20 protein-coding genes are annotated in these 20912 nt (G+C 73.1%); 18 read left to right on the top strand and 2 right to left on the bottom strand.

What is annotated here, in order from left to right:
• Positions 1-4: 4 nt before the first annotated feature.
• Positions 5-1048, top strand: coding sequence for a mechanosensitive ion channel domain-containing protein (locus tag J2X49_RS11040; RefSeq protein ID WP_310126186.1), 1044 nt, complete (start codon positions 5-7; stop codon positions 1046-1048).
• Here J2X49_RS11040 and J2X49_RS11035 read toward each other — a convergent pair.
• On the bottom strand, positions 1045-1551 hold the full coding sequence (locus tag J2X49_RS11035; RefSeq protein WP_310126183.1) for an Lrp/AsnC family transcriptional regulator: 507 nt from the start codon (positions 1549-1551) through the stop codon (positions 1045-1047). The genes J2X49_RS11040 and J2X49_RS11035 overlap by 4 nt on opposite strands.
• Positions 1552-1660: 109 nt before the next feature.
• On the opposite strand from J2X49_RS11035, the gene ald reads away from it, so the two are divergent.
• Entirely contained in the window at positions 1661-2761 is a 1101-nt protein-coding gene (ald, locus tag J2X49_RS11030) for an alanine dehydrogenase (protein WP_310126181.1), read from the top strand.
• An 84-nt stretch (positions 2762-2845) separates the two neighbouring features.
• On the opposite strand, the gene gndA is transcribed toward ald, so the two are convergent.
• Positions 2846-4288: an NADP-dependent phosphogluconate dehydrogenase gene (gene gndA / locus J2X49_RS11025; protein ID WP_310126178.1), complete on the bottom strand. Its 1443-nt coding sequence runs from the start codon at positions 4286-4288 to the stop codon at positions 2846-2848.
• 237 nt (positions 4289-4525) lie between these two features.
• On the opposite strand from gndA, the gene J2X49_RS11020 reads away from it, so the two are divergent.
• The 16 genes from J2X49_RS11020 (at position 4526) to pth (ending at position 20907) form a co-directional block, all read left to right on the top strand.
• On the top strand, positions 4526-5557 hold the full coding sequence (locus tag J2X49_RS11020; RefSeq protein ID WP_310126175.1) for a TRAP transporter substrate-binding protein: 1032 nt from the start codon (positions 4526-4528) through the stop codon (positions 5555-5557).
• 27 nt (positions 5558-5584) lie between these two features.
• Positions 5585-6094, top strand: a complete 510-nt coding sequence (locus J2X49_RS11015) for a TRAP transporter small permease (RefSeq protein WP_310126172.1) — start codon at positions 5585-5587, stop codon at positions 6092-6094.
• Entirely contained in the window at positions 6094-7404 is a 1311-nt protein-coding gene (locus J2X49_RS11010; RefSeq protein ID WP_310126169.1) for a TRAP transporter large permease, read from the top strand. Before J2X49_RS11015 ends, J2X49_RS11010 begins: the two co-directional genes overlap by 1 nt.
• Before the next feature lie 34 nt (positions 7405-7438).
• Positions 7439-8461, top strand: coding sequence for a LacI family DNA-binding transcriptional regulator (locus J2X49_RS11005; RefSeq protein ID WP_310126166.1), 1023 nt, complete (start codon positions 7439-7441; stop codon positions 8459-8461).
• Between the two features lie 10 nt (positions 8462-8471).
• Positions 8472-9872: a glucuronate isomerase gene (gene uxaC, locus J2X49_RS11000; protein ID WP_310126163.1), complete on the top strand. Its 1401-nt coding sequence runs from the start codon at positions 8472-8474 to the stop codon at positions 9870-9872.
• Entirely contained in the window at positions 9869-11218 is a 1350-nt protein-coding gene (locus J2X49_RS10995) for a mannitol dehydrogenase family protein (protein WP_310126160.1), read from the top strand. Before uxaC ends, J2X49_RS10995 begins: the two co-directional genes overlap by 4 nt.
• A gap of 2 nt (positions 11219-11220) precedes the next feature.
• Entirely contained in the window at positions 11221-12468 is a 1248-nt protein-coding gene (manD, locus tag J2X49_RS10990) for a D-mannonate dehydratase ManD (RefSeq protein WP_310126158.1), read from the top strand.
• 59 nt (positions 12469-12527) lie between these two features.
• A complete protein-coding gene (locus tag J2X49_RS10985) occupies positions 12528-13409 on the top strand; it encodes an SMP-30/gluconolactonase/LRE family protein (protein WP_310126156.1) in 882 nt (293 codons plus the stop codon).
• A gap of 59 nt (positions 13410-13468) precedes the next feature.
• A complete protein-coding gene (locus J2X49_RS10980) occupies positions 13469-14425 on the top strand; it encodes a TIGR03557 family F420-dependent LLM class oxidoreductase (RefSeq protein WP_310126152.1) in 957 nt (318 codons plus the stop codon).
• Positions 14426-14476: 51 nt separating this feature from the next.
• Positions 14477-15532 (top strand): D-2-hydroxyacid dehydrogenase, encoded by a 1056-nt coding sequence (locus tag J2X49_RS10975; protein WP_310126150.1) that lies wholly within the window; start codon positions 14477-14479, stop codon positions 15530-15532.
• A complete protein-coding gene (locus J2X49_RS10970) occupies positions 15532-16311 on the top strand; it encodes an SDR family oxidoreductase (RefSeq protein WP_310126146.1) in 780 nt (259 codons plus the stop codon). Before J2X49_RS10975 ends, J2X49_RS10970 begins: the two co-directional genes overlap by 1 nt.
• Positions 16312-16321: 10 nt before the next feature.
• On the top strand, positions 16322-17380 hold the full coding sequence (locus J2X49_RS10965) for a zinc-binding dehydrogenase (protein ID WP_310126142.1): 1059 nt from the start codon (positions 16322-16324) through the stop codon (positions 17378-17380).
• A complete protein-coding gene (locus J2X49_RS10960) occupies positions 17377-17961 on the top strand; it encodes a gluconokinase (protein ID WP_310126139.1) in 585 nt (194 codons plus the stop codon). The genes J2X49_RS10965 and J2X49_RS10960 overlap by 4 nt, the downstream gene beginning before the upstream one ends.
• A gap of 78 nt (positions 17962-18039) precedes the next feature.
• Complete coding sequence (locus tag J2X49_RS10955) at positions 18040-19449, top strand: GntP family permease (protein ID WP_310126136.1); 1410 nt, start codon at positions 18040-18042, stop codon at positions 19447-19449.
• A gap of 208 nt (positions 19450-19657) precedes the next feature.
• Positions 19658-20314, top strand: a complete 657-nt coding sequence (locus tag J2X49_RS10950) for a 50S ribosomal protein L25/general stress protein Ctc (RefSeq protein WP_310126131.1) — start codon at positions 19658-19660, stop codon at positions 20312-20314.
• Between the two features lie 17 nt (positions 20315-20331).
• On the top strand, positions 20332-20907 hold the full coding sequence (pth, locus tag J2X49_RS10945) for an aminoacyl-tRNA hydrolase (protein WP_146357999.1): 576 nt from the start codon (positions 20332-20334) through the stop codon (positions 20905-20907).
• Positions 20908-20912: the final 5 nt, after the last annotated feature.

Here is a 20912-nt window from a genome sequence, read left to right as displayed (position 1 = left end):
CCCCGTGCCCGTGATCGACGTCCTCGCCCTGCTGGGCATCTCCATCGGCGTCGCGGTCGCCGCAGCCGTCGCGGCGAGCCTGCTGCTCGTCGCCGGCGCCGCCGCCGCGACGCGCTCCCGCAGCCGCATCGCCGCGGTGCGGCGGCCGCTGCGCTGGCCGGTCGCGGTGCTCGCGCTGCTCGTCGCATTCGGCCTCGCGTCGTCGGCGACGGGCCTGCAGCGCGCGATGGGCGAGGGCGGGCCGCTGCTCGCGCACGCGCTGCTCATCCTCGCGATCGTCGCAGGCGCCTGGCTGCTCGTTCGCCTCCTGCGGGTCGCGGGCGACGCGGTGCTCGCGCGCTACGGGGTCGCGCACGGCGACCGCCGCGCCGGCAAGGTGCGCACGCAGGTCGAGATCCTCCGGCGCGTGCTCGCGGTGATCGTCGTGGTCATCGCGTGCGGCGCGGTGCTGTTCACCTTCGAGGCCGCGCGGGTGGCCGGCACGAGCCTGCTCGCCTCGGCCGGCGTCGCGTCGCTCGTGGCGGGGCTCGCGGCGCAGTCGGTGCTCGGCAACGTGTTCGCCGGCATCCAGCTGGTCGCCTCCGACGCGATCCGCGTCGACGACGTCGTCGTGGTCGAGGGGGAGTGGGGCACGATCGAGGAGATCACGCTCACCTACGTCGTGGTGCGCATCTGGGACGACCGCCGCCTCGTGCTGCCGTCGACGCACTTCACGACCACGCCCTTCGAGAACTGGACCCGCACCTCGAGCGAGGTCATGGGCGCCGTCGAGCTCGACGTCGACTGGAGCGTGCCGGTCGACGGCATGCGCGACGAGCTCGCGCGCATCCTCGACGGCCATCCGCACTGGGACGGGCGCGACAGCGTGCTGCAGGTGACGGATGCGGTGGGCGGCGTCGTGCGCGTCCGGGTGCTCGTCACCGCGGCCGACGGCGGCGAGCTCGCGTCGCTGCGGGCCGACGTGCGCGAGCGGCTCGTGGCGTGGCTGCGCGAGCACCACCCGGACGCGCTGCCGCGCCAGCGCTTCGAGGCCGTCCCGGTGGGCTAGGAGAAGGCCGCGGTCGAGACGTTGCGCCGGTACTCGAAGACGATGCTCGTGCGGGTCGATGCGACGGTCGCGTCGGCCGAGAGGTGGTCGACGACGAAGCGGCGCAGCCCCGTCGAGTCGGGCACCGCGACGTGGACGATGAAGTCGTCGTTGCCGCCGAGGAAGAAGACCTGGCTCACCTCGGGGAGCGCCTGCACCCGCTCGGCGAAGTCGGGGATCGTGGCGCGCGCGCCGGCGCGCAGCGTGACGTGCACGAGCGCCTGCAGCCCGCGGCCGAGCCGCTCCTGCCGCACGACCGCCTCGTAGCCGGCGATCACCCCGCGCTCCTCGAGGCGGCGCACGCGGGCGTGCGCGGTCGATTCGGCGATGCCGACCGCGCGCGCGAGCTCGCGGTTCGTGGTGCGCGCGTCGGCCCGCAGCGCGGCGACGAGCTCATGGTCGACCGGGTCGAGTCCGTCGACGGGCTGCGACGGCTTCGGCTCGGGGGGCGCTGCGGGAGTCATGCCTGCATCTTTCCACCAGATGCGCCCATCCATCGACGAATGCTTCGGCGAGTGCTCTGCATCGCCGGATCCTCTCCCATGATCGATGCAACCAGACGAGAGGTCTCCCATGCGCATCGCCGTCCCCACCGAGATCAAGCCCCACGAGCAGCGGGTCGCCATCACGCCCGCCGGTGTCGACGCGCTCGTGCGCCGCGGCCACGAGGTGTGGGTGCAGTCGGGTGCGGGCCTCGGCTCCCGCATCCCCGACGAGGAGTTCGTCGCGGCCGGCGCGCGGCTCGCCGCCGACGCCGACGAGGCGTGGGCGAAGGGCGACCTGCTGCTCAAGGTCAAGGAGCCGATCGCGCCCGAGTTCGCCCGCATGCGCGACGGCCAGACCGTCTTCACCTACCTGCACCTCGCGGCAGCCCCCGAGTGCGCGCGTGCGCTGCTCGACGCGGGCACGACCGCGATCGCCTACGAGACGGTGCAGCTGCCCGACGGCTCGCTGCCGCTGCTCGCGCCCATGAGCGAGGTCGCCGGCCGCCTCTCGATCGCGATGGGCGCCTACCACCTCATGGGCCCGGCGGGCGGCCGCGGCACCCTGCTCGGCGGCGTGCCCGGCACGCGCCGCGCGAAGGTGGTCGTGCTCGGCGGCGGCGTCGCGGGCGAGCACGCCGCGCGCAACGCCGTCGGCCTCGGCGCCGACGTGACCGTGATCGACCTGTCGCTGCCGCGCCTGCGGCAGCTCGAGGCCTCGTTCGGCACGAGCATCCAGACCCGGCACTCCTCGCGGCTCGAGATCGCCGAGCAGCTCGCCGACGCCGACCTCGTGATCGGGTCGGTGCTCATCCCGGGCGCCGCCGCGCCGAAGCTCGTCACCGACGACATGGTGCGCGCCATGCGGCCCGGCTCGGTGCTCGTCGACATCGCGATCGACCAGGGCGGCTGCTTCGAGGGCTCGCGCCCGACCACGCACGACGCGCCCACCTTCCCGGTGCACGAGTCGCTCTACTACTGCGTCGCCAACATGCCCGGCGCGGTGCCGGAGACCTCGACCCGGGCGCTGACGAACGCGACCCTGCCGTACGTGCTGCGGCTCGCGGACCTCGGCACGGATGCGGCGCTCGCGCAGGACGCGGCGCTCGCGAAGGGCCTCAACGTGCGCGCGGGCCGCATCGAGCACGCCGGGGTCGCCGCGGCGCTCGGGCTGGAGCTCGCGAGCGCCTGACTCGGACGGCGCTGACGCGCACGACCTGGGCACGGACGACGGAGGGCCGCCCCCGGCAGGGAGCGGCCCTCGGTCGTGCCACGGTCAGTGCGTGTCGACCGCCTCGATCTCGGTGCGGTCGCCCGACCACTGGGTGTGGAAGGTGCCTTCGCGGTCGACGCGGCGGTAGGTGTGCGCGCCGAAGAAGTCGCGCTGGCCCTGCACGAGGGCGGCCGGCAGCCGGTCGGCGCGGAGCCCGTCGTAGTAGGCGAGGCTCGACGAGAACGCCGGCGACGGGATGCCGGCCTGCGCAGCCGCGACGACCACGCGGCGCCATGCCTCCTGCGTCTCGGCCATCGCGTCGCGGAAGTACGGCGCGAGGATGAGCGCCGGCAGGTCGGGGTCGGCGGCGTAGGCGTCGGTGATGTCGTTGAGGAAGCGGGCGCGGATGATGCAGCCGGCGCGCCAGATGCGCGCGACCTCGCCCTTCCGGATGTCCCAGCCGTGCTCCTCGGCGGCGGCCACGATCTCGTCGAAGCCCTGCGAGTAGGCGACGATCTTCGACGCGAACAGGGCCTTCCGCACGTCCTCGATGAACGCATCCGTGTCGTCGACCTGCCACGCCTCAGCGGGGCCGGGCAGGTCGGAGGCGGCGGCGCGCTGCGCGAGCCGCGAGGAGAGCGAGCGGGCGAAGACGGCCTCGGCGATGCCGGAGACGGGCACGCCCAGGTCGAGCGCGGTCTGCACCGTCCAGGCACCGGTGCCCTTGGCGCCGGCGGCGTCGAGGATGACGTCGACGAGCGGCTGGCCGGTCGCGGCGTCGACCTGGCGCAGCACCTCGGCGGTGATCTCGATGAGGTACGACTCGAGCTCGCCCCGGTTCCACTCGTCGAAGACGTCGGCGATCTCGGCCGGGCTCTTGCCCGTGCCGCGGCGGATGAGGTCGTAGGCCTCGGCGATGAGCTGCATGTCGGCGTACTCGATGCCGTTGTGCACCATCTTCACGAAGTGGCCGGCGCCGTCGGTCCCGACGTGCGTGACGCAGGGCTCGCCCTCGGCGACCGCGGCGATGCCGGTGAGGATCGGGCCGAGCGTCTCGTACGACTCGGCCGTGCCGCCGGGCATGAGCGACGGGCCGTTGAGCGCGCCCTCCTCGCCGCCCGAGATGCCGCAGCCGACGAAGTGGATGCCGGTCTCGCGCACGGCGGCCTCGCGGCGGATGGTGTCGGTGAAGAGCGCGTTGCCGCCGTCGACGATGATGTCGCCCGGCTCGAACACGCTCACGAGCTCGTCGATGACGGCGTCGGTGGCGCGGCCGGCCTTGACCATGATGATCGCGGTGCGCGGCTGCTGGAGCGAGTCGGCCAGCTCCTGCATCGTGGCGGCCTTCACGAAGCCGGCCTCGGGGTGCGCGGCGATGAGGTCGTCGGTCTTCGCGGTGGTGCGGTTGTAGACGGCGACGGTGTTGCCCTCGCGGCTGGCGAGGTTGCGGGCGAGGTTCGAGCCCATCACGGCGAGGCCGACGACGGCGATGTTGGCTTGGGTCACGGTGCCAGCGTAGCCCGGGCCGGATGCGGCGGCCGGGTCGGGGGCGCCCCTCACCACGACCCGGACAACGCGTTGGCATCCGGTTGCCAAAAAGTTTGGCAACCGGTTGCACAACTGCCCCGATCCATGCTTCAGTGGTGCTCGAGCCCCGGACCACCGCGGGTTCCCGATGATGCGAACCTGCGAGCGATGCCCGCCAGCTCCTCCTGGTCGCACCTACGCACAGTGAGGAACACCATGCGCACCACCAAGACGCTCGGCATCGTCGCCGCCGTCGGCGCCGCAGCCCTGATGCTCTCCGCCTGCAGCGGCGCAGCTGCTCCCAGCGGCTCCGGAGAGCCGGCGGCAGGCACCACGACCACGCTCCGCCTCGCGCTCAACCAGGCCGAGGAGCACCCGTCGTACATCGCGCTGACGGGCTTCGGCGAGCGGCTCTCCGAGGCCACCGACGGCCGCTACGAGATCGAGGTCTACGCCAACGAGCTGCTCGGTGCCCAGGCCGAGACGCTGCAGTTCGTCTCCGACGGCTCGGTCGACCTGTCGGTCGTCTCCGGCACGCAGCTCGAGAACCTCAACCCCGACTTCGGCGTGCTCAACCTGCCGACGGTCTTCAGCTCCATCGACCACCAGATGGGTGCGCTGAGCGACGACGAGGTCGTGGGCGACCTCTACGCGTCGCTCGAGGAGTCCAACGCCATCACGGTGCTCGGTGGCCTCACGCAGGGCGAGCGGCACGTCTACACGACGTTCGGCCCCGTCCAGGAGCCGGGCGACCTGAGCGGCAAGAAGCTCCGCGTGCAGGAGTCCGAGCTGCACATCGCGATGGCCGAGGCCATGGGCGCCTCCGCGACGCCGCTCGCGTTCGGCGAGCTCTACGGCGCGCTGCAGTCGGGCGTCGTGGACGCGGCCGAGAACAACGCCGTGTCGTACTTCACCCAGCGCCACTTCGAGGTCGCTCCCCACTTCACGAGCACGAACCACCTCATCGGCACCGACTACGTGATCGTGAACTCCGACCGCCTCGCCGGCATGTCGGAGGAGGACCGCGCGGCGTTCGAGGAGGAGTGGGACGCCACCTGGGCCGAGCACACCGAGCTCTGGCAGACCGCCACCGACGACGCCATCGCGCAGGCGGAGGCGGGCGGCGCCACGTTCCACGAGCTCGACTCCGACGCCTTCGCAGACGCGCTCGCGCCCATGGTCGAGGAGTTCATCGAGACCGACGAGCAGCAGGCGCTCTTCGACGCCATCCGGGCGTCGGCGGAGTGACCCGGCACGGCGGCAGGCGGTACTGAGATGGACAGGATCCAGAAGGCGCTCGAGCGCGTGCTGCAGGTGGCAGCCGTCACGCTCTTCGCGCTGCTCGTGGTGATCGTGGTGTGGCAGGTGGCGTCGAGGATGCTCGGCGCCCCCGCCACCTGGACGGAGGAGGCCGCGCGCTTCACGTTCGTGTGGGTCGGCTTCTTCGCCGCCGCGCTCGTGTTCAGCGAGCGGGGCCACATCGCCGTCGACTTCCTCGTCCGCCTGCTGCCGAAGCTCGGCCAGCGCCTCGCCGGCGTCTACGTCGAGCTCGTCATCATCGCCTTCGCCGGCATCGGCCTCGTCTGGGGCGGCTCGCGCGCCGCCGCCGGCGCGTGGGGACAGGGACTCGGCTCGCTCCCGCTGACGCTCGGTCAGATGTACCTGGTGATGCCGATCGTCGGGGTGCTCATCATCCTGTTCGCGCTGCTCAACGCCATCGGCATCCTGCGCGGCACGAAGGACCCCTACCCCCAGCCCACGATCGAGGACGCGGAGGTCGTCTGATGGATCCCGTCACACTGGCAGGCGTCATCCTCGTCGTCGGCATCGTCATCGCCATCGTCACGAGCGTGCCGATCGCGGTCGGCATCGGCCTCACCGCGATCCTCGCGACCGTCAGCCTGCTCGGCTTCGACCAGGCGATCCTCGCCTCGTCGAACCGCATGTTCACGGGAATCAACTCCTTCCCGCTGCTCGCGATCCCGTTCTTCGTGCTCGCGGGCGTGCTGATGAACCGCGGCGGCATCGCGGCACGGCTCATCGACGCGGCGCAGGTGCTCGTCGGCCGCATGCCGGCGTCGCTCGCGCACACGAACATCGCCGCCAACGCGATGTTCGGCGCGGTCTCGGGCGCCGCGGTCGCGGCCGCTGCGGCGGTCGGCACCGTGATGCACCCGCGCATGAAGAAGGAGGGCTACGACCCGGCCTGGGCGGCCGCGGTCAACGTCGCCTCGGCGCCCGCCGGCATGCTCATCCCGCCGAGCAACACGTTCATCGTCTACTCGCTCGTCTCCTCGACGTCCATCGCAGCGCTCTTCATGGCCGGGCTCGGCCCGGGGCTCGTCTGGGCCGCGGCGTGCGGCGTGGTCGTGGTGCTCTACTCGCTCCGCCACCGCGAGCTGCGCAGCGCTGCGCGTCCCACGCTGGGACAGGCGGCGCTGGTGCTGTGGCGCGCCATCCCCAGCCTGCTGATGATCGTGATCGTCGTGGGCGGCATCCTGGTCGGCTGGTTCACGGCGACCGAGTCGAGCGCCATCGCGGTGGTCTACTGCCTGATCCTCGGCTTCGCCTACCGGCAGCTGAAGGTCAAGGAGCTGCCGAGCGTGCTGCTCGACGCATCGCGCACCACGGCGATCGTGATGCTGCTGGTCGCGGTCTCGGCGGCGCTGTCCTGGGTGATGTCGTTCGCCCGCATCCCCGAGCTCATCTCGAACGCGCTGATCGGCCTGACCGACAACCCGCAGATCATCCTCGTGATCATGATGGCGATCCTGCTCGTGATCGGCACGTTCATGGATCCCACCCCGGCCATCCTGATCTTCACGCCGATCTTCCTGCCGATCGTCACCGAGTTCGGCATCCACCCGATCCACTTCGGCACGATGATCGTCTACAACCTGTGCGTCGGCGTCATCACGCCGCCGGTCGGCAACGTGCTGTTCGTAGGATCGCGCGTGGCCAGGCTCGGCATCGAACCGGTCATCACCCGGCTGGGCTGGTTCCTGCTGGCCCTCGTGATCGGCCTGTTCATCGTCGTGTTCGTGCCGCAGCTGTCGATGTGGCTGCCCACCGCGCTCGGCCTGATCGTCGGCTGACGCCGCACCCGACCTCGAACGACGGAAGAGAACGATGAGCCTCGAAGCCGCAGAGCCCCTCCCGCGCAAGCGGCGCGGGAGGGCGACCATCTACGACATCGCGCAGCGCGCGGGCGTCAACCCGTCGACGGTGTCCCGCGCGCTCACCCGCCCAGGGCGCGTGAGCGAGGAGACCGAGGCGCGCATCATGCAGGCGGCGAAGGAGCTCGGGTACCGCGCGAACCCCGCGGCGCGCGCGCTCCCGACCGGGCGCACCCGCACCCTCGCGCTGCTCGTCGCCGACATCACGAACCCGGTCGTCTTCGACATCATCCGCGGGGCCGAGCGCAGCGCCGCGGCGGGCGGCTACACGCTCGTGATCGCCGAGTCGCAGGAGTCGGGCACCGAGGAGTCGAGCGTGCTCGACCGGCTGCTGCCCGCCGTCGACGGCTTCGTGCTCGCGATGTCGCGACTCGACGACGAGGCCATCCGCGAGGTCGCCTCGACCAGCCCCGTCGTGCTCGTCAACCGCCGCGTCGACTGCGTCGAGTCGCTCGTGCCCGCCTTCGAGGCCGGCATCGCCGAGCTCGTCGCGCACCTCGCTGACCTCGGGCACCGCCGCATCGCGTACCTCGACGGGCCCGCGCAGTCGTGGACGAGCGCGCGCCGCTGGGAGGCGATCCGCGACGCGGCAGCGGAGCGCGGCATCGAGGCCGTCGAGATCGGCCCGGGGGAGCCGACCCTCGACGGCGGCGCCGCGCAGCTCGGTGCGGTGCTCGAGTCCGAGGCAACCGCCGCGGTCGCGTACAACGACGTGATGGCGATCGGCCTGCTGCGCGCCGCGACCGCCGCCGGCATCGCCGTGCCGGGCCGGCTCAGCGTCGCAGGCTTCGACGACATCTTCGGGGCCGACTTCACCACGCCGCAGCTCACGACCGTGAAGGCGCCGCTCACCGAGCTCGGCGAGCAGGCGGTGCGCGCGCTGCAGGCGATCGTCGCCGACGAGGAGCCCGAGCGGCACGAGCCGCTGCCGTCCACCCTGATCGTGCGCGGCTCGACCGGCGCACCCGCACGCTGAGAGGCCCGCCATGACGCTCGAGCTCGACCCCGACCGGCTGCTGCCCGCCGACCCTGCGACGCGCGCGATCGCACGCGACCTGTACCAGGGGATCGCCGACCTCCCGATCATCTCGCCGCACGGCCACGTCGCGCCGTCGCTCCTGCTCGACGACCAGCCGTTCCGCGACCCGGCCGACCTCTTCATCACCCACGACCACTACGTCACGAGGCTGCTCCACGCATCCGGCGTCGACCTCGCGCGCCTCGGCGTCGGCCGCTCGGGCGCCGTCGACCCGCGAGAGGCGTGGCGCATCCTGTGCGCGCACTGGCACGTGCTGCTCGGCACCGCGAGCGGCACCTGGCTCACGCACGAGCTCGTCACCCTGTTCGGCATCGACGTCGAGCCGAGCGCCGAGACCGCCGACGCGATCTTCGACCGCATCCAGGAGCGGCTGCGCACCGACGCCTACCGTCCGCGAGCGCTCTTCGAGCGCTTCGGCATCGACGTGCTCGCGACGACCGACGACCCGCTCGACGACCTCGCCGAGCACGCGGCGCTCGCGGCTGACCCGACGTTCCGCGGGCGCGTGCTGCCCACCTTCCGCCCGGACGCCTACCTCAACCCCGCGGGGCCCGACTTCGCCGACCGCGTCGAGCGGCTCACCGCCGGCATCGGCCGCAGCGCCGACGACTTCGGCGGCTATCTCGAGGCGCTCGAGGCGCGGCGCGCCCACTTCATCGAGCACGGCGCGGTCTCGGCCGACCACGGCGTCGAGACGGCGCTGACCGCCGACCTCGACGACGACGCCGCGGCAGCCCTCTACCGCGCCGCCGTCGCGGGCGACCTCGACGCCGACGGGCAGCGGCTCTTCCAGGCGACGATGCTGACCCGGATGGCCGGCATGAGCGCGCGGGACGGGCTCGTCATGACGATCCACCCGGGCGTCCTCCGCAACCACTCGACCGCCACCTTCGAGCGCTTCGGCCCGGACACCGGCCACGACATCCCCACCGCCGTCGAGTACACGCGCTCGCTGCGGCCGCTGCTCGAGCGGCACGGCCTCGAGCCCGGCCTGCACCTCGTGCTGTTCGGCATCGACGAGACGATCTACTCGCGCGAGGTCGCGCCGCTCGCCGGGTTCTACCCGAGCGTCTACATCGGCGTGCCGTGGTGGTTCATCGACGCGCCCGACGCGATCGCCCGCTTCCGGCAGGCGACGACCGAGACGGCCGGGTTCACTCGCGGCTCGGGCTTCATCGACGACACGCGCGCCTTCCTGTCCATCCCGGCCCGCCACGACATGGCGCGGCGCGCCGACGCGGGCTTCCTCGCCCGGTACGTGCGCGAGGGCAGGCTCTCGGTGCCGCAGGCGGAGCGCATCGCCCGCGACCTGACCGTCGACCTGCCGAAGCGGGTGTTCAAGCTGTGACCGCGCTCGACCGCGCCGCGCTCGCCCGCTCCGGCGTCGACTCGGCCGCCGCCCCGGTGCGCATCGTGCACATCGGGCTCGGCGCCTTCCACCGGGCCCACCAGGCCTGGTACACCGAGCAGGTCGACGCCGCGCGCGAGTGGGGCATCGCGGCGTTCACCGGCCGCAGCCCGAAGGCCGCCGACGAGCTCGCGGCGCAGGACGGCCTCTACGCGCTCCTCACGCAGCACGCCGACCACGACGAGGTCGAGGTGATCCGCGCGATCAGCGAGGCGCACGACGGCGCCGACGTCGCCGCGCTCCGCCGCATCGTCGCCGCATCGGCGACCGCCGTCGTCACCCTCACGATCACCGAGGCGGGCTACCCGACGGATGCGGCGGCGTGGTCCGACGACGTCGCCGCGATCGCGGCGGGCAGGGAGCCGCGCGGCGCGATCGCGCGCCTCGTGACCGCGCTCGACGCGCGCCGCCGCGCCGCCGCCGGACCGATCGCCGTCGTCCCGTGCGACAACCTGCCCGAGAACGGGCCGCTCGCCCGAGCCGCGGTGCTCGGGATCGCCGAGCAGCTCGATGCCGGGCTCGCGGGCTGGATCGACGCCCACGTCGCCTTCGCCTCCACCTCCATCGACCGCATCACGCCGCGCACCACCGCCGACGACGTCGACGCGGTGCGAGCGCTCACCGGCTGGGACGACCGCTCGCCCGTCGTGACCGAGCCGTTCCGCGACTGGGTGATCCAGGGCGACTTCCCCGCGGGCCGCCCCGCCTGGGAGGCCGCCGGCGCGCGGTTCGTCGACGACCTCGAGCCGTGGGAGCAGCGCAAGCTCTGGCTGCTGAACGGCGCGCACACCCTGCTCGCGAACGCCGGCCCGGCGCGCGGCCACGAGACGGTCGCCGAGGCGATCGCCGACCCCGGGCTGCGCCGCGCCGTCGACGCGCTGTGGGACGAGGCCGAGCGGCACCTGCCCTTCGAGCTCGACGTGCCCGCCTACCGCTCGGCGCTCGTCGAGCGCTTCGAGAACGCCCGCATCCGGCACCGGCTCGCGCAGATCGCGCAGGACAGCCTGCAGAAGCTGCGCGTGCGCGTCGCGCCCGTCGCGCTCGCCGAGCTGGCGGCCGGCCGCACGCCCGAGGGCGCCGCGAGCGCGATCGGCGCCTGGGCGGGCCGGGTGGCCGCGGGCCTCGGCGAGCCCGACCGGGGCGAGGCCGACCTCGCCGCCGCACGCGCCGCATCCGACCCCGTCCGCGCCCTCGTCGCAGCGGTCGACCCCCGACTCGCCGACGACGAGCGATTCCTCGCTGCAGCCCGCGCCGCAGCGCACACCACCGCAACCAAGGAGCCCTGACCATGAAGATCGAATCCGCCGAGGTGCTCGTCTCGAGCCCGGGCCGCAACTTCGTCACGCTGCGCATCACCACCGACGACGGCTACACGGGCCTCGGCGACGCGACCGTGAACGGGCGCGAGCTCGCCGTCGCCTCGTACCTCGAGGACCACGTCGTGCCGCTGCTCATCGGCCTCGACGCGCACCGCATCGAGGACACCTGGCAGTACCTCTACCGGGGCGCCTACTGGCGCCGCGGGCCGATCACGATGGCGGCGATCGCGGCGGTCGACACGGCGCTGTGGGACATCAAGGCCAAGGTCGCGAAGATGCCGCTCTACCAGCTGCTCGGCGGCCGCAGCCGCGAGGGACTGCTCGTCTACGGCCACGCGTCGGGCGCCGAGCTGCCCGAGCTGTTCGACTCGATCCGCGAGCACCAGGAGGAGGGGTACCGCGCGATCCGCGTGCAGACCGGCGTGCCTGGCCTGCCGAGCGTCTACGGCGTCGCCTCGAGCGCGAACGCGCAGCAGGGCGGCATGGGCGTCACGACCCGCTACGACCACGAGCCCGCGCGGCCCGGCGAGCGCCCGGTCGAGGAGTCGTGGGACACCCGCGCCTACATCCGCCACATCCCGACCGTCTTCGAGGCGGTCCGCAACGAGTTCGGCCCCGAGCTGCCGCTGCTCCACGACGCGCACCACCGCCTGACGCCGATCGAGGCCGCCAAGGTCGGGAAGCTGCTCGAGCCCTACGACCTCTTCTGGCTCGAGGACGTCACGCCCGCCGAGAACCAGGCGGCCCTGCGCCGCGTGCGCGAGCACACCACGACGCCGCTCGCGATCGGCGAGGTCTTCAACACGATCTACGACTACAAGGACCTCTTCGAGGAGCAGCTGATCGACTACGTGCGCAGCCCCATCACGCACGCCGGCGGCATCACGGCGCTGCGCCGCATCTTCGACTACGCGTCGGTGTACCAGATCAAGTCGGGCGTGCACGGACCCACCGACGTCTCGCCGGTCGGCCTCGCCGCGGCCATCCACCTCGGCATCGCCATCCCGAACTTCGGCATCCAGGAGTACATGAAGCACTCCGCCGCGACCCACGAGGTCTTCCGCACCGACTTCGCGTTCGAGGACGGCATGCTGAAGCCCGGCGAGGCGGTCGGCCTGGGCGTCGAGTACGACGACGAGGCGGGCGCCGGCCACGCCTACTCGCCGGCGTACCTGCCGGTCGCGCGCCTGCTCGACGGGTCGATGCACAACTGGTGACGCCTGCGCGCGCCTCCGCCGCCCAGCGGCCGCGGAGGCGCGCGTGCTTCGATCGCCGCATGAGCGACGACGCGACGACCGACCTGCTCGCCCCCGGGGCGCGCCTCGAGCGCATGGCCACGGGCGCCTCCTGGAGCGAGGGGCCGCTGTGGCTGCCCGGCGAGCGCGTGCTGCGCTGGAGCGACATCCACGGCGATCGCATCCTCGAGGTCGACGAGGCCGGGCGGATGCGCGAGCACCGCACCGGGGTGGAGTTCACCAACGGGCGGGCGCTCGGCCTCGGCGGCGTGGTGCAGTGCTCGCACGGCCGCCGCGCCGTCGAGCTGGAGGCCGACGGCGACGTGCGCGTGCTCGTCGACCGCTTCGAGGGGCACCGCCTCAACTCGCCCAACGACGTCGCGGGGCACCCCGACGGCTCCGTCTGGTTCACCGATCCGCCCTACGGCATCGAGAAGACCGAGGAGGGCCACCCCGGCGAGCAGGAGTACGGCGGATGCTTCGTCTTCCGCTGGAGCGCCGACGACGGGATCCGCGCGGTGGTCACCGACATGGCCCGGCCCAACGGCATCGCCTTCAGCCCCGACCTCGCGACGCTCTACGTGACGGAGTCGGCGGGGGAGGACGAGACGCCGGAGGCGAGCACGATCCGCGCCTACCGGCTCGAGGGCTCCGGGGCCGACGCCCGTGCGGTGGACGGGCGTCGCGTCTTCGCGATGGACGCCGGCACGCCCGACGGCATCGCGGTCGACGCCGAGGGCCGCATCTGGTCGTCGAGCGCCGACGGCGTGCACGTCATCGCGCCCGACGGGACGCGGCTCGCGCACGTGCCGGTCCCCGAGACGGTCGCCAACCTCTGCTTCGGTGACGACGGCTGGCTGTGGATCGCCGCGACCACGAGCGTCTACCGCATCCGCACCGCCACGACGGCCGCCGCGCACTGAGCCCCGCTGAGCCGCACCGCGCCCACCGCGCACCCAGGCGCGGCTCCTACCGTCGGGGCATGCAGATCGGATACAAGCTCTTCGCCGAGGACGTCGCCCCGAAGGAGCTGATCCGCCGCGCCGTCGAGGCCGAGCGCGCCGGCTTCGACTTCGTCGAGATCAGCGACCACTTCCACCCCTGGCTGCCCGAGCACCAGCACTCGCCGTTCGCGTGGGCGATCCTGTCGGCGATCGCCGCCAAGACCGACACGCTGCGGCTCGCGACGGGCGTCACGTGCCCGTCGATCCGGTACCACCCGGCGATCATCGCCCAGGCGGCGGCGACGCTGCAGATCATCTCCGACGGCCGATTCACGCTCGGCATCGGCGCGGGCGAGCGGCTCAGCGAGCGCATCGTCGGGCAGGGCTGGCCCGAGGTGGGCGACCGCCACCGGCGCCTGCGCGAGGCGCTCGAGATCATCCGGCTGCTCTGGTCGGGCGGCACCCACTCCTACCGCGGCGACTTCCTGCAGCTGCAGGACGCGCGCGTCTACGACCTCCCCGACGTGCTGCCCGAGATCGTCGTCGCGGCCGGCGGCCCGCAGTCGGCGGCGCTCGCGGCCGAGCTCGGCGACGGGCTCTTCGCGACCGACCCCGACGTGTCGCTCATCGAGGCGTGGCAGCGCGCGGGCGGCTCCGGCCCGCGCTACGCCGAGGTCCCGACGGCGTTCGCGCCCGATGAGCGCGCCGGCGCCGAGGCCGCGCACGCGCGCTTCCGCTTCGGCCCGCTCGGCTGGAAGGTGCTCGCCGAGCTGCCCGACCCGACCGCGTTCGACCAGGCCACGCAGCACGTGCGCGTCGAGGACATGGCGGATGCGTTCGCGTGCGGTCCCGACGTTGAGCGGCACGTCGAGGCGTTCGGCGAGTTCGCCGATGCGGGCTTCGACCACCTCGCCCTCATGGACGGCGGACCCGACCCCGACGCGTTCTTCGCGTTCTTCGCCGACGAGCTCGGGCCGCGGCTCCGCGCGCGCTGACGGGCCCGGCGAGGGCATGCCGCCCGGGTAGTCTGATTTCGGAGGACAGCCATGCCCGAGCACACCCTGAAGGTCGCCGTCGCGGTGACCCTCGACGACGCATCCGCCGACCGCGTCCGGGCCCTCGAGCCGCGCGTCGAGCTGCTGCGCGACCCCGCGCTCACCCGCCCGTGGCGGTGGAGCGGCGACTGGGAGGGCGACCCCGACTGGGAGCGCACACCCGAGCAGCAGGCCGCCTTCGAGGCGCTGCTCGACGGCGCCGACGCGCTCTTCGGGCTGCCCGACGTCGATCCGGCCGCGCTCGCCCGCACCGTGCGCGCGAACCCGCGCCTGCGCTGGGTGCACACGACCGCGGCCGGCGGCGGCGGCCAGGTGCGGAAGGCGCAGCTCACGCAGGACGAGCTCGCGCGCGTCGCCGTCACGACGAGCGCGGGCATGCACGCGACGACGCTCGCCGAGTGGGCGCTCTTCGGCGTGCTGGCCGGCGCCAAGGGGCTCCGCCGCCTCGAGGCCGACCAGGCGAGCCGCACGTGGGGCGACGGCCGCCGCATCATGCGGCACGTCGGCGAGATGACGGTGCTCGTCGTCGGCCTCGGCGGCATCGGCAAGGTCGTCGCCGAGCGCTTCGCCGGGCTCGGCGCGACCGTGTGGGGCACGACGCGGCGCGGCGATCCGGTCGCCCACGTCGACCGCCTCGTGCACATCGACGACCTCGCGGAGGCTGCCGCCGAGGTCGACGCGATCGTCGTGACGCTGCCGGGCACCGCGCGCACCGAGGGCCTCGTCGGCGCCGAGGTGCTCGCCGCCGTGCGCCCCGACACGATCCTCGTCAACGTCGGCCGCGGCTCCGTCGTCGACGAGGCCGCACTGCTCGACGCCCTCGACGACGGCCGCATCGGCTTCGCCGCGCTCGACGTCACCGCCGTGGAGCCGCTGCCCGAGGAGAGCCGGCTCTGGTCGCACCCGGGCGTGCTGCTCAGCCCGCACACTGCCGCGCTCTCGACCCAGGAGCCGCGTCGCATCGCCGAGCTGTTCGCCGCGAACGCGACCCGCCTGCTCGACGGCGCCCCGCTCGAGAACGTGATGGACACCAAGGAGTTCTACTGATGCCGAGCACCGGCCCCGCCCTGTTCGACCTGACGGGGCGCACCGCGCTCGTCACCGGCTCCAGCCAGGGCATCGGCCGCGCCCTCGCGCAGGGCCTGGCCGAGGCCGGGGCGACGGTCGTCGTGCACGGCCGCGACCGGGCGAAGGCCGAGCGCGCCGCCGCCGAGATCGCGGCCGCGACGGGCCGCGAGGCGCACGTCGCGACCTTCGACGTGACGGATGCGTCGGCGGTCGACGCCGGGATCGCCGAGGTCGAGGCGCGGCTCGGCACGCCCGACATCCTCGTGAACAACGCCGGCATCCAGCGCCGAGCCCCGATCACGGAGTTCACCGACGAGGACTGGCACGACCTCGTCGCCACCAACCTCACGAGCGCGTTCCTGCTCTCGCGCCGAGTCGCCCGCGGCATGGTCGAGCGCGGCTCGGGCCGCATCGTCTCGATCGGCAGCGTGCAGTCGCAGCTCGCACGCCCCTCGATCGCGCCCTACAGCGCGACCAAGGGCGCGATCGTGATGCTCACGAAGGGTCTCTGCGCCGACCTCGCGCCGCACGGCATCAGCGTCAACGCGCTCGCGCCCGGCTACTTCGCCACCGAGCTGACGCAGCGGCTGGTCGACGACCCGGAGTTCTCGGCCTGGGTCGCCCAGCGCACGCCCGCTGGCCGCTGGGGCCGCGTCGAGGACCTCGTCGGCACCCTCGTCTTCCTCGCGAGCGACGCGAGCGCCTTCGTCAACGGCCAGACCATCTACGTCGACGGCGGCATGACCGCGGTCGTCTGAGGAGCACGAGTTGAGCGAGAACCTGGCCCTGGTGGCCCACGCGAAGGGCGACGTGCGCGTCGAGGCCCTGCCCGAGCCGCAGCCGGCGCCGGACGAGGCGGTCGTCGAGATCGCCTACGGCGGCATCTGCGGCTCCGACCTGCACTACTGGCTGCACGGCGCCGCGGGCGCCTCGATCCTCCGCGAGCCGATGGTGCTCGGCCACGAGATCGTCGGCACGGTGCTGGCCGCCGCCGCCGACGGCACGGGCCCCGCGGCGGGGCAGCCCGTCGCCGTGCACCCCGCGACGCCCGTCGACGACGGCTCGGCGCCCTACCCGGCCGATCGGCCGAACCTCAGCCCCGCCGGCACCTACCTCGGCTCCGCGGCGCGCATGCCGCACACGCACGGCGCGTTCGCGCGGCGCGTCGCGCTGCCCGCGCGCATGCTGCGCTCGATCCCGACCGCGCTGCCGCTGCGCCTCGCGGCGCTCGCCGAGCCCGCCGCCGTCGCCTGGCACGGCGTCGGCCAGGCGGGCGACATCGCCGGCCGCCGGGTGCTCGTGATCGGCACCGGCCCGATCGGGGCGCTCGCGGTCGCCGTCGCGCGCCACCACGGCGCGGCCGAGGTCGTCGCGACCGACCTCCACCCGCATCCGCGCGCGCTGGCCGAGCGGCTCGGCGCCCGCGCCCTCGACGCGGCGGATGCCGAGGGCATCGCGGCCGTGCACGCCGACGTGGTCATCGAGTCGTCGGGCACCGTTCCGGGGCTCGCCGCCGCGATCAGCGGCGCGCGCCGCGGCGGCACCGTCGTGCTGCTGGGCCTCCAGCGCGCCGGCGAGGTGCCGGTGCCGATGGCGAGCGCCATCACCCGCGAGCTGACGCTCGTCGGCTCGTTCCGGTTCAACGACGAGATCGACGAGGTGCTCGCCGCGCTCGCCGACGGCTCGCTCGACGCGGAGGCGGTCATCAGCCACGAGCTGCCGATCGAGCAGGGCGCCGTGGCGCTCGAGCTCGCGCGCGACGCATCCGTATCCTCGAAGGTGCTGCTGACGTTCGCGGCTGAGACTGACGAAGGAGCAGGGCGATGAGCGAGACGCGCTACCCGTCGATGATCATCATGGGCGTGCAGGGCTCGGGGAAGTCGACGATCGGGAAGGCGCTCGCGGAGCGGCTGAACATCGACTTCGTCGACGGCGACGACCTGCACCCGCCGGCCAACAAGGCCAAGATGGCCGCGGGCACGCCGCTCACCGACGAGGACCGCGTGCCGTGGCTGAAGACGATCGGCCAGACGATCGCCGACGGGCGCGCCGCCGGCCGGGTGACGATCGTCGCGTGCTCGGCGCTCAAGCGCTGGTACCGCGAGCTGCTGCGCTCGAGCGACCAGGAGCTCGTCTTCGTGCACCTGTCGGGCGAGCAGGGCCTCCTCGCCGACCGCCTCGCGCACCGCGACCACGAGTTCATGCCGACGACCCTGCTCACGAGCCAGCTCGAGACCCTCGAGCCGCTCGCCGACTGGGAGCGCGGCATCGTCATCTCGGTCGAGCAGACCCCGGCGGCGATCGTCGACGAGGTGACCCGTATCCTCATCGGCCGCGCAGCCGGCCGGCCCGTCGAGCCGGGCCCCGGCGCCGCCCTCACCGGCGCGATCGACCTGCCGCGCGCCTGACCCGCCCGCACCTGTCCCACCGCCGCAGTCGGACCCCACTGCGTCCCCACCGCACCACCCCACACACAGGAGACACCGATGGATGACCTCGTCCTCAACTGGGAGCTCGGCACGGGAGGCCTGCTGCTGCTCGCAGCCGCGGGCATCGCCCTGCTGCTCGTGCTCATCATGGCGTTCCGGATCCACGCGTTCGTCGCGCTGATGATGACGAGCCTGCTGACGGCGATCGCCGCCGGCATCCCCTTCAACCGCCTGCTCGAGGCCATCGCCTTCGGCTTCAACCCGACGCTCGGCAACGTCATGCTGCTCGTCGCGCTCGGCGCGATGCTCGGCCGCATGATCGAGACCTCCGGCGGCGCGCGCGTGCTCACCGACAAGCTCATCGAGCGCTTCGGCGAGCAGCGGGCCGCGATGGCCGTCGGCGTCGCGAGCCTGCTGATGGGCTTCCCGATCTTCTTCGACGCCGGCCTCGTCGTCATGATGCCGATCATCTACGCCGTGGCGCGCCGCCTCGGCGGATCGCTGCTGACCGTCGCGTTCCCCGCGGCGCTCGCCTTCAGCTCCATGCACATCTTCGTGCCGCCGCACCCGGGCCCCGTCTCGGCATCCGCCATCCTCGGCGCCGACGTCGGCCTCGTGCTCATCCTCGGCCTCGTCGTCGCGATCCCCGTCTGGTACCTCGTCGGCGTGCTCTTCGGCGGCTGGGTCGGCCGCAAGTACGACATCGCGGTGCCCACGATCCTCGACGGCACCCCGGACGAGGACCGCGAGATGGAGTCGAACCCGTCGTTCGGCAAGATCATGCTGCTGCTCGCGCTGCCGCTCGTGCTCATCCTCATGAACACCGGCCTCAACATGTACGCCTCGACCACCGACGACCCCGACGCCTTCAAGGCAGAGCCCGTCATCGCGCTGCTGCGCACCCTCGGCGAGACGCCCATCGCGCTGCTCATCACCGTGCTCGTCTCGATGTGGCTCCTCGGCTGGGGCATGGGCAAGTCCGGCAGCCTCATCGACAAGGTCGCCGACAGCGCGCTCGGGCCGATCGCCTCGGTCGTGCTCGTCACCGGCGCCGGCGGCATGTTCGGCGGCGTGCTGCGCGTCACCGGCATCGGCGACGCGATCGCCGACTCGCTCAACTCGATCGGCATGCCGGTCATCGTCGCCGCGTTCCTCATCTCGCTCATCGTGCGCATCGCGCAGGGCTCGGCGACCGTCGCCCTCACGACCGCCGCGTCGCTCATGGCGGGGGTCGTCGTGAACGGCGGCTTCAACCCCGTCGAGGTCGCGGCGATCGTGCTCGCGACCGCGGCAGGCTCGGTCGGCTTCAGCCACGTGAACGACTCGGGCTTCTGGCTCGTCAGCAAGTTCTTCGGCCTCGACGTCAAGACGACGCTGAAGACCTGGACGGTCGCGCAGGGCCTCATGGCCATCGTCGGCTTCGTGATCAGCTACGCGATCTTCCTGGTCGGCGGCCTGTTCGGCTGACCGCGGATCGCGCTGTGCAGCACCGGGGGCCTCGCGAGGGGCCCCCGGTGCTGTAGAGTGGGAGGCTGGACTTCGGCGAGGGGTGCATCGGCATCCGTGATCGACGCGGTGGCAGCAGCGGACACAGTCTCCAACAGGCGCAGTCCTCACGCCTCGCGCGTTCGAGTCGACACACACTGACGGGCCCCGGCCCACGAGGAGCACTTCCATGAGCACCGACGACAACAAGCTCTCCAGCGAGATCCGCTCGTCCTTCGGCAAGGGCGCGGCCCGCAAGCTGCGCGCCGCCGGCAAGGTCCCCGCGGTCCTCTACGGCCACGGCACCGAGCCGCAGCACCTCACCTTCGACGCGCACGACGTCTTCATGCTCGTGCGCCGCTCGAACGCGGTGCTCGACCTGCAGATCGAGGGCTCGTCGCAGCTCGCGCTCGTGAAGGACATCCAGCGCAACCCCGTCCTCCAGGGCGTGCAGGCGATCGAGCACCTCGACCTCGTCATCGTCCAGCGCGGCGAGAAGGTCACGGTCGACGTGCCCGTGCACCTCGAGGGCGAGTCGGCCCCCGGCACCATCACCAACTTCGAGTCGACCTCCATCTCCATCGAGGTCGAGGCGCTGCACATCCCCGACTCCATCACGGTCTCCATCGAGGGCCTCGAGGAGGGCGCGCACGTGCTCGCCGGCCAGGTCGAGCTCCCCAAGGGCTCCACGCTGCTCACCGACCCCGAGGCGCTCGTCGTCGGCATCATCGTGCCCGCGGCCCCCGTGCTCGAGGACGAGGACGCCGCGCCCGCCGAGGGCGAGACGGCCGAGGCCGAGGCTGAGGGCGAGTCCGAGGAGTCGGCTGAGGGCGAGTCGGCGGAGTAGTCCGCGAGGAGCGCTCCGTGGCGCAGACGTGGCTCGTGGTCGGGCTCGGGAATCCCGGGCCCGACTACGCGCGCACGCGCCACAACATCGGCCAGATGGCCCTCGCCGAGGTCGAGCGGCGCGCCGGCGCGACGCCGAAGCGCCACGGCCGCGCCGAGGCGCTCGTCGCCGAGTCGCGCATCATCGGCGGCCCGAAGGTCGTCACCGCGTTCCCCACCAGCTGGATGAACCGCTCCGGCGGTCCGGTCGCGAAGCTCATGGACTGGTACGGCGTCGAGCCCGACCACGTCATCGTGCTGCACGACGAGCTCGACCTGCCGCTCGGCACCGTGCGGCTCAAGCAGGGCGGCGGCCACGGCGGCCACAACGGCATGCGCGACATCATCGCCGCGCGCGGCGGCGACGTGCTGCGGGTGCGGCTCGGGATCGGTCGGCCGCCCGGCAGGCAGGACGCCGCCGACTTCGTGCTCCGGCCCTTCGCGAAGGCCGAGCAGGACGAGGCCGACCTGCTCGTGCAGCTCGGCGCCGACGCCGTCGAGCGGATCATCGCCGAGGGCTTCCTGGAGGCGCAGCAGCGCATCCACGCCCCGTAGCATGG

The organism is Agrococcus sp. BE272 (assembly GCF_031457935.1).
In the GTDB taxonomy this organism is placed as follows: domain Bacteria; phylum Actinomycetota; class Actinomycetes; order Actinomycetales; family Microbacteriaceae; genus Agrococcus; species Agrococcus sediminis.
The sequence above is the reverse complement of the archived record's forward strand: the minus strand, read 5'-3'. Positions and strand labels throughout refer to the sequence as shown.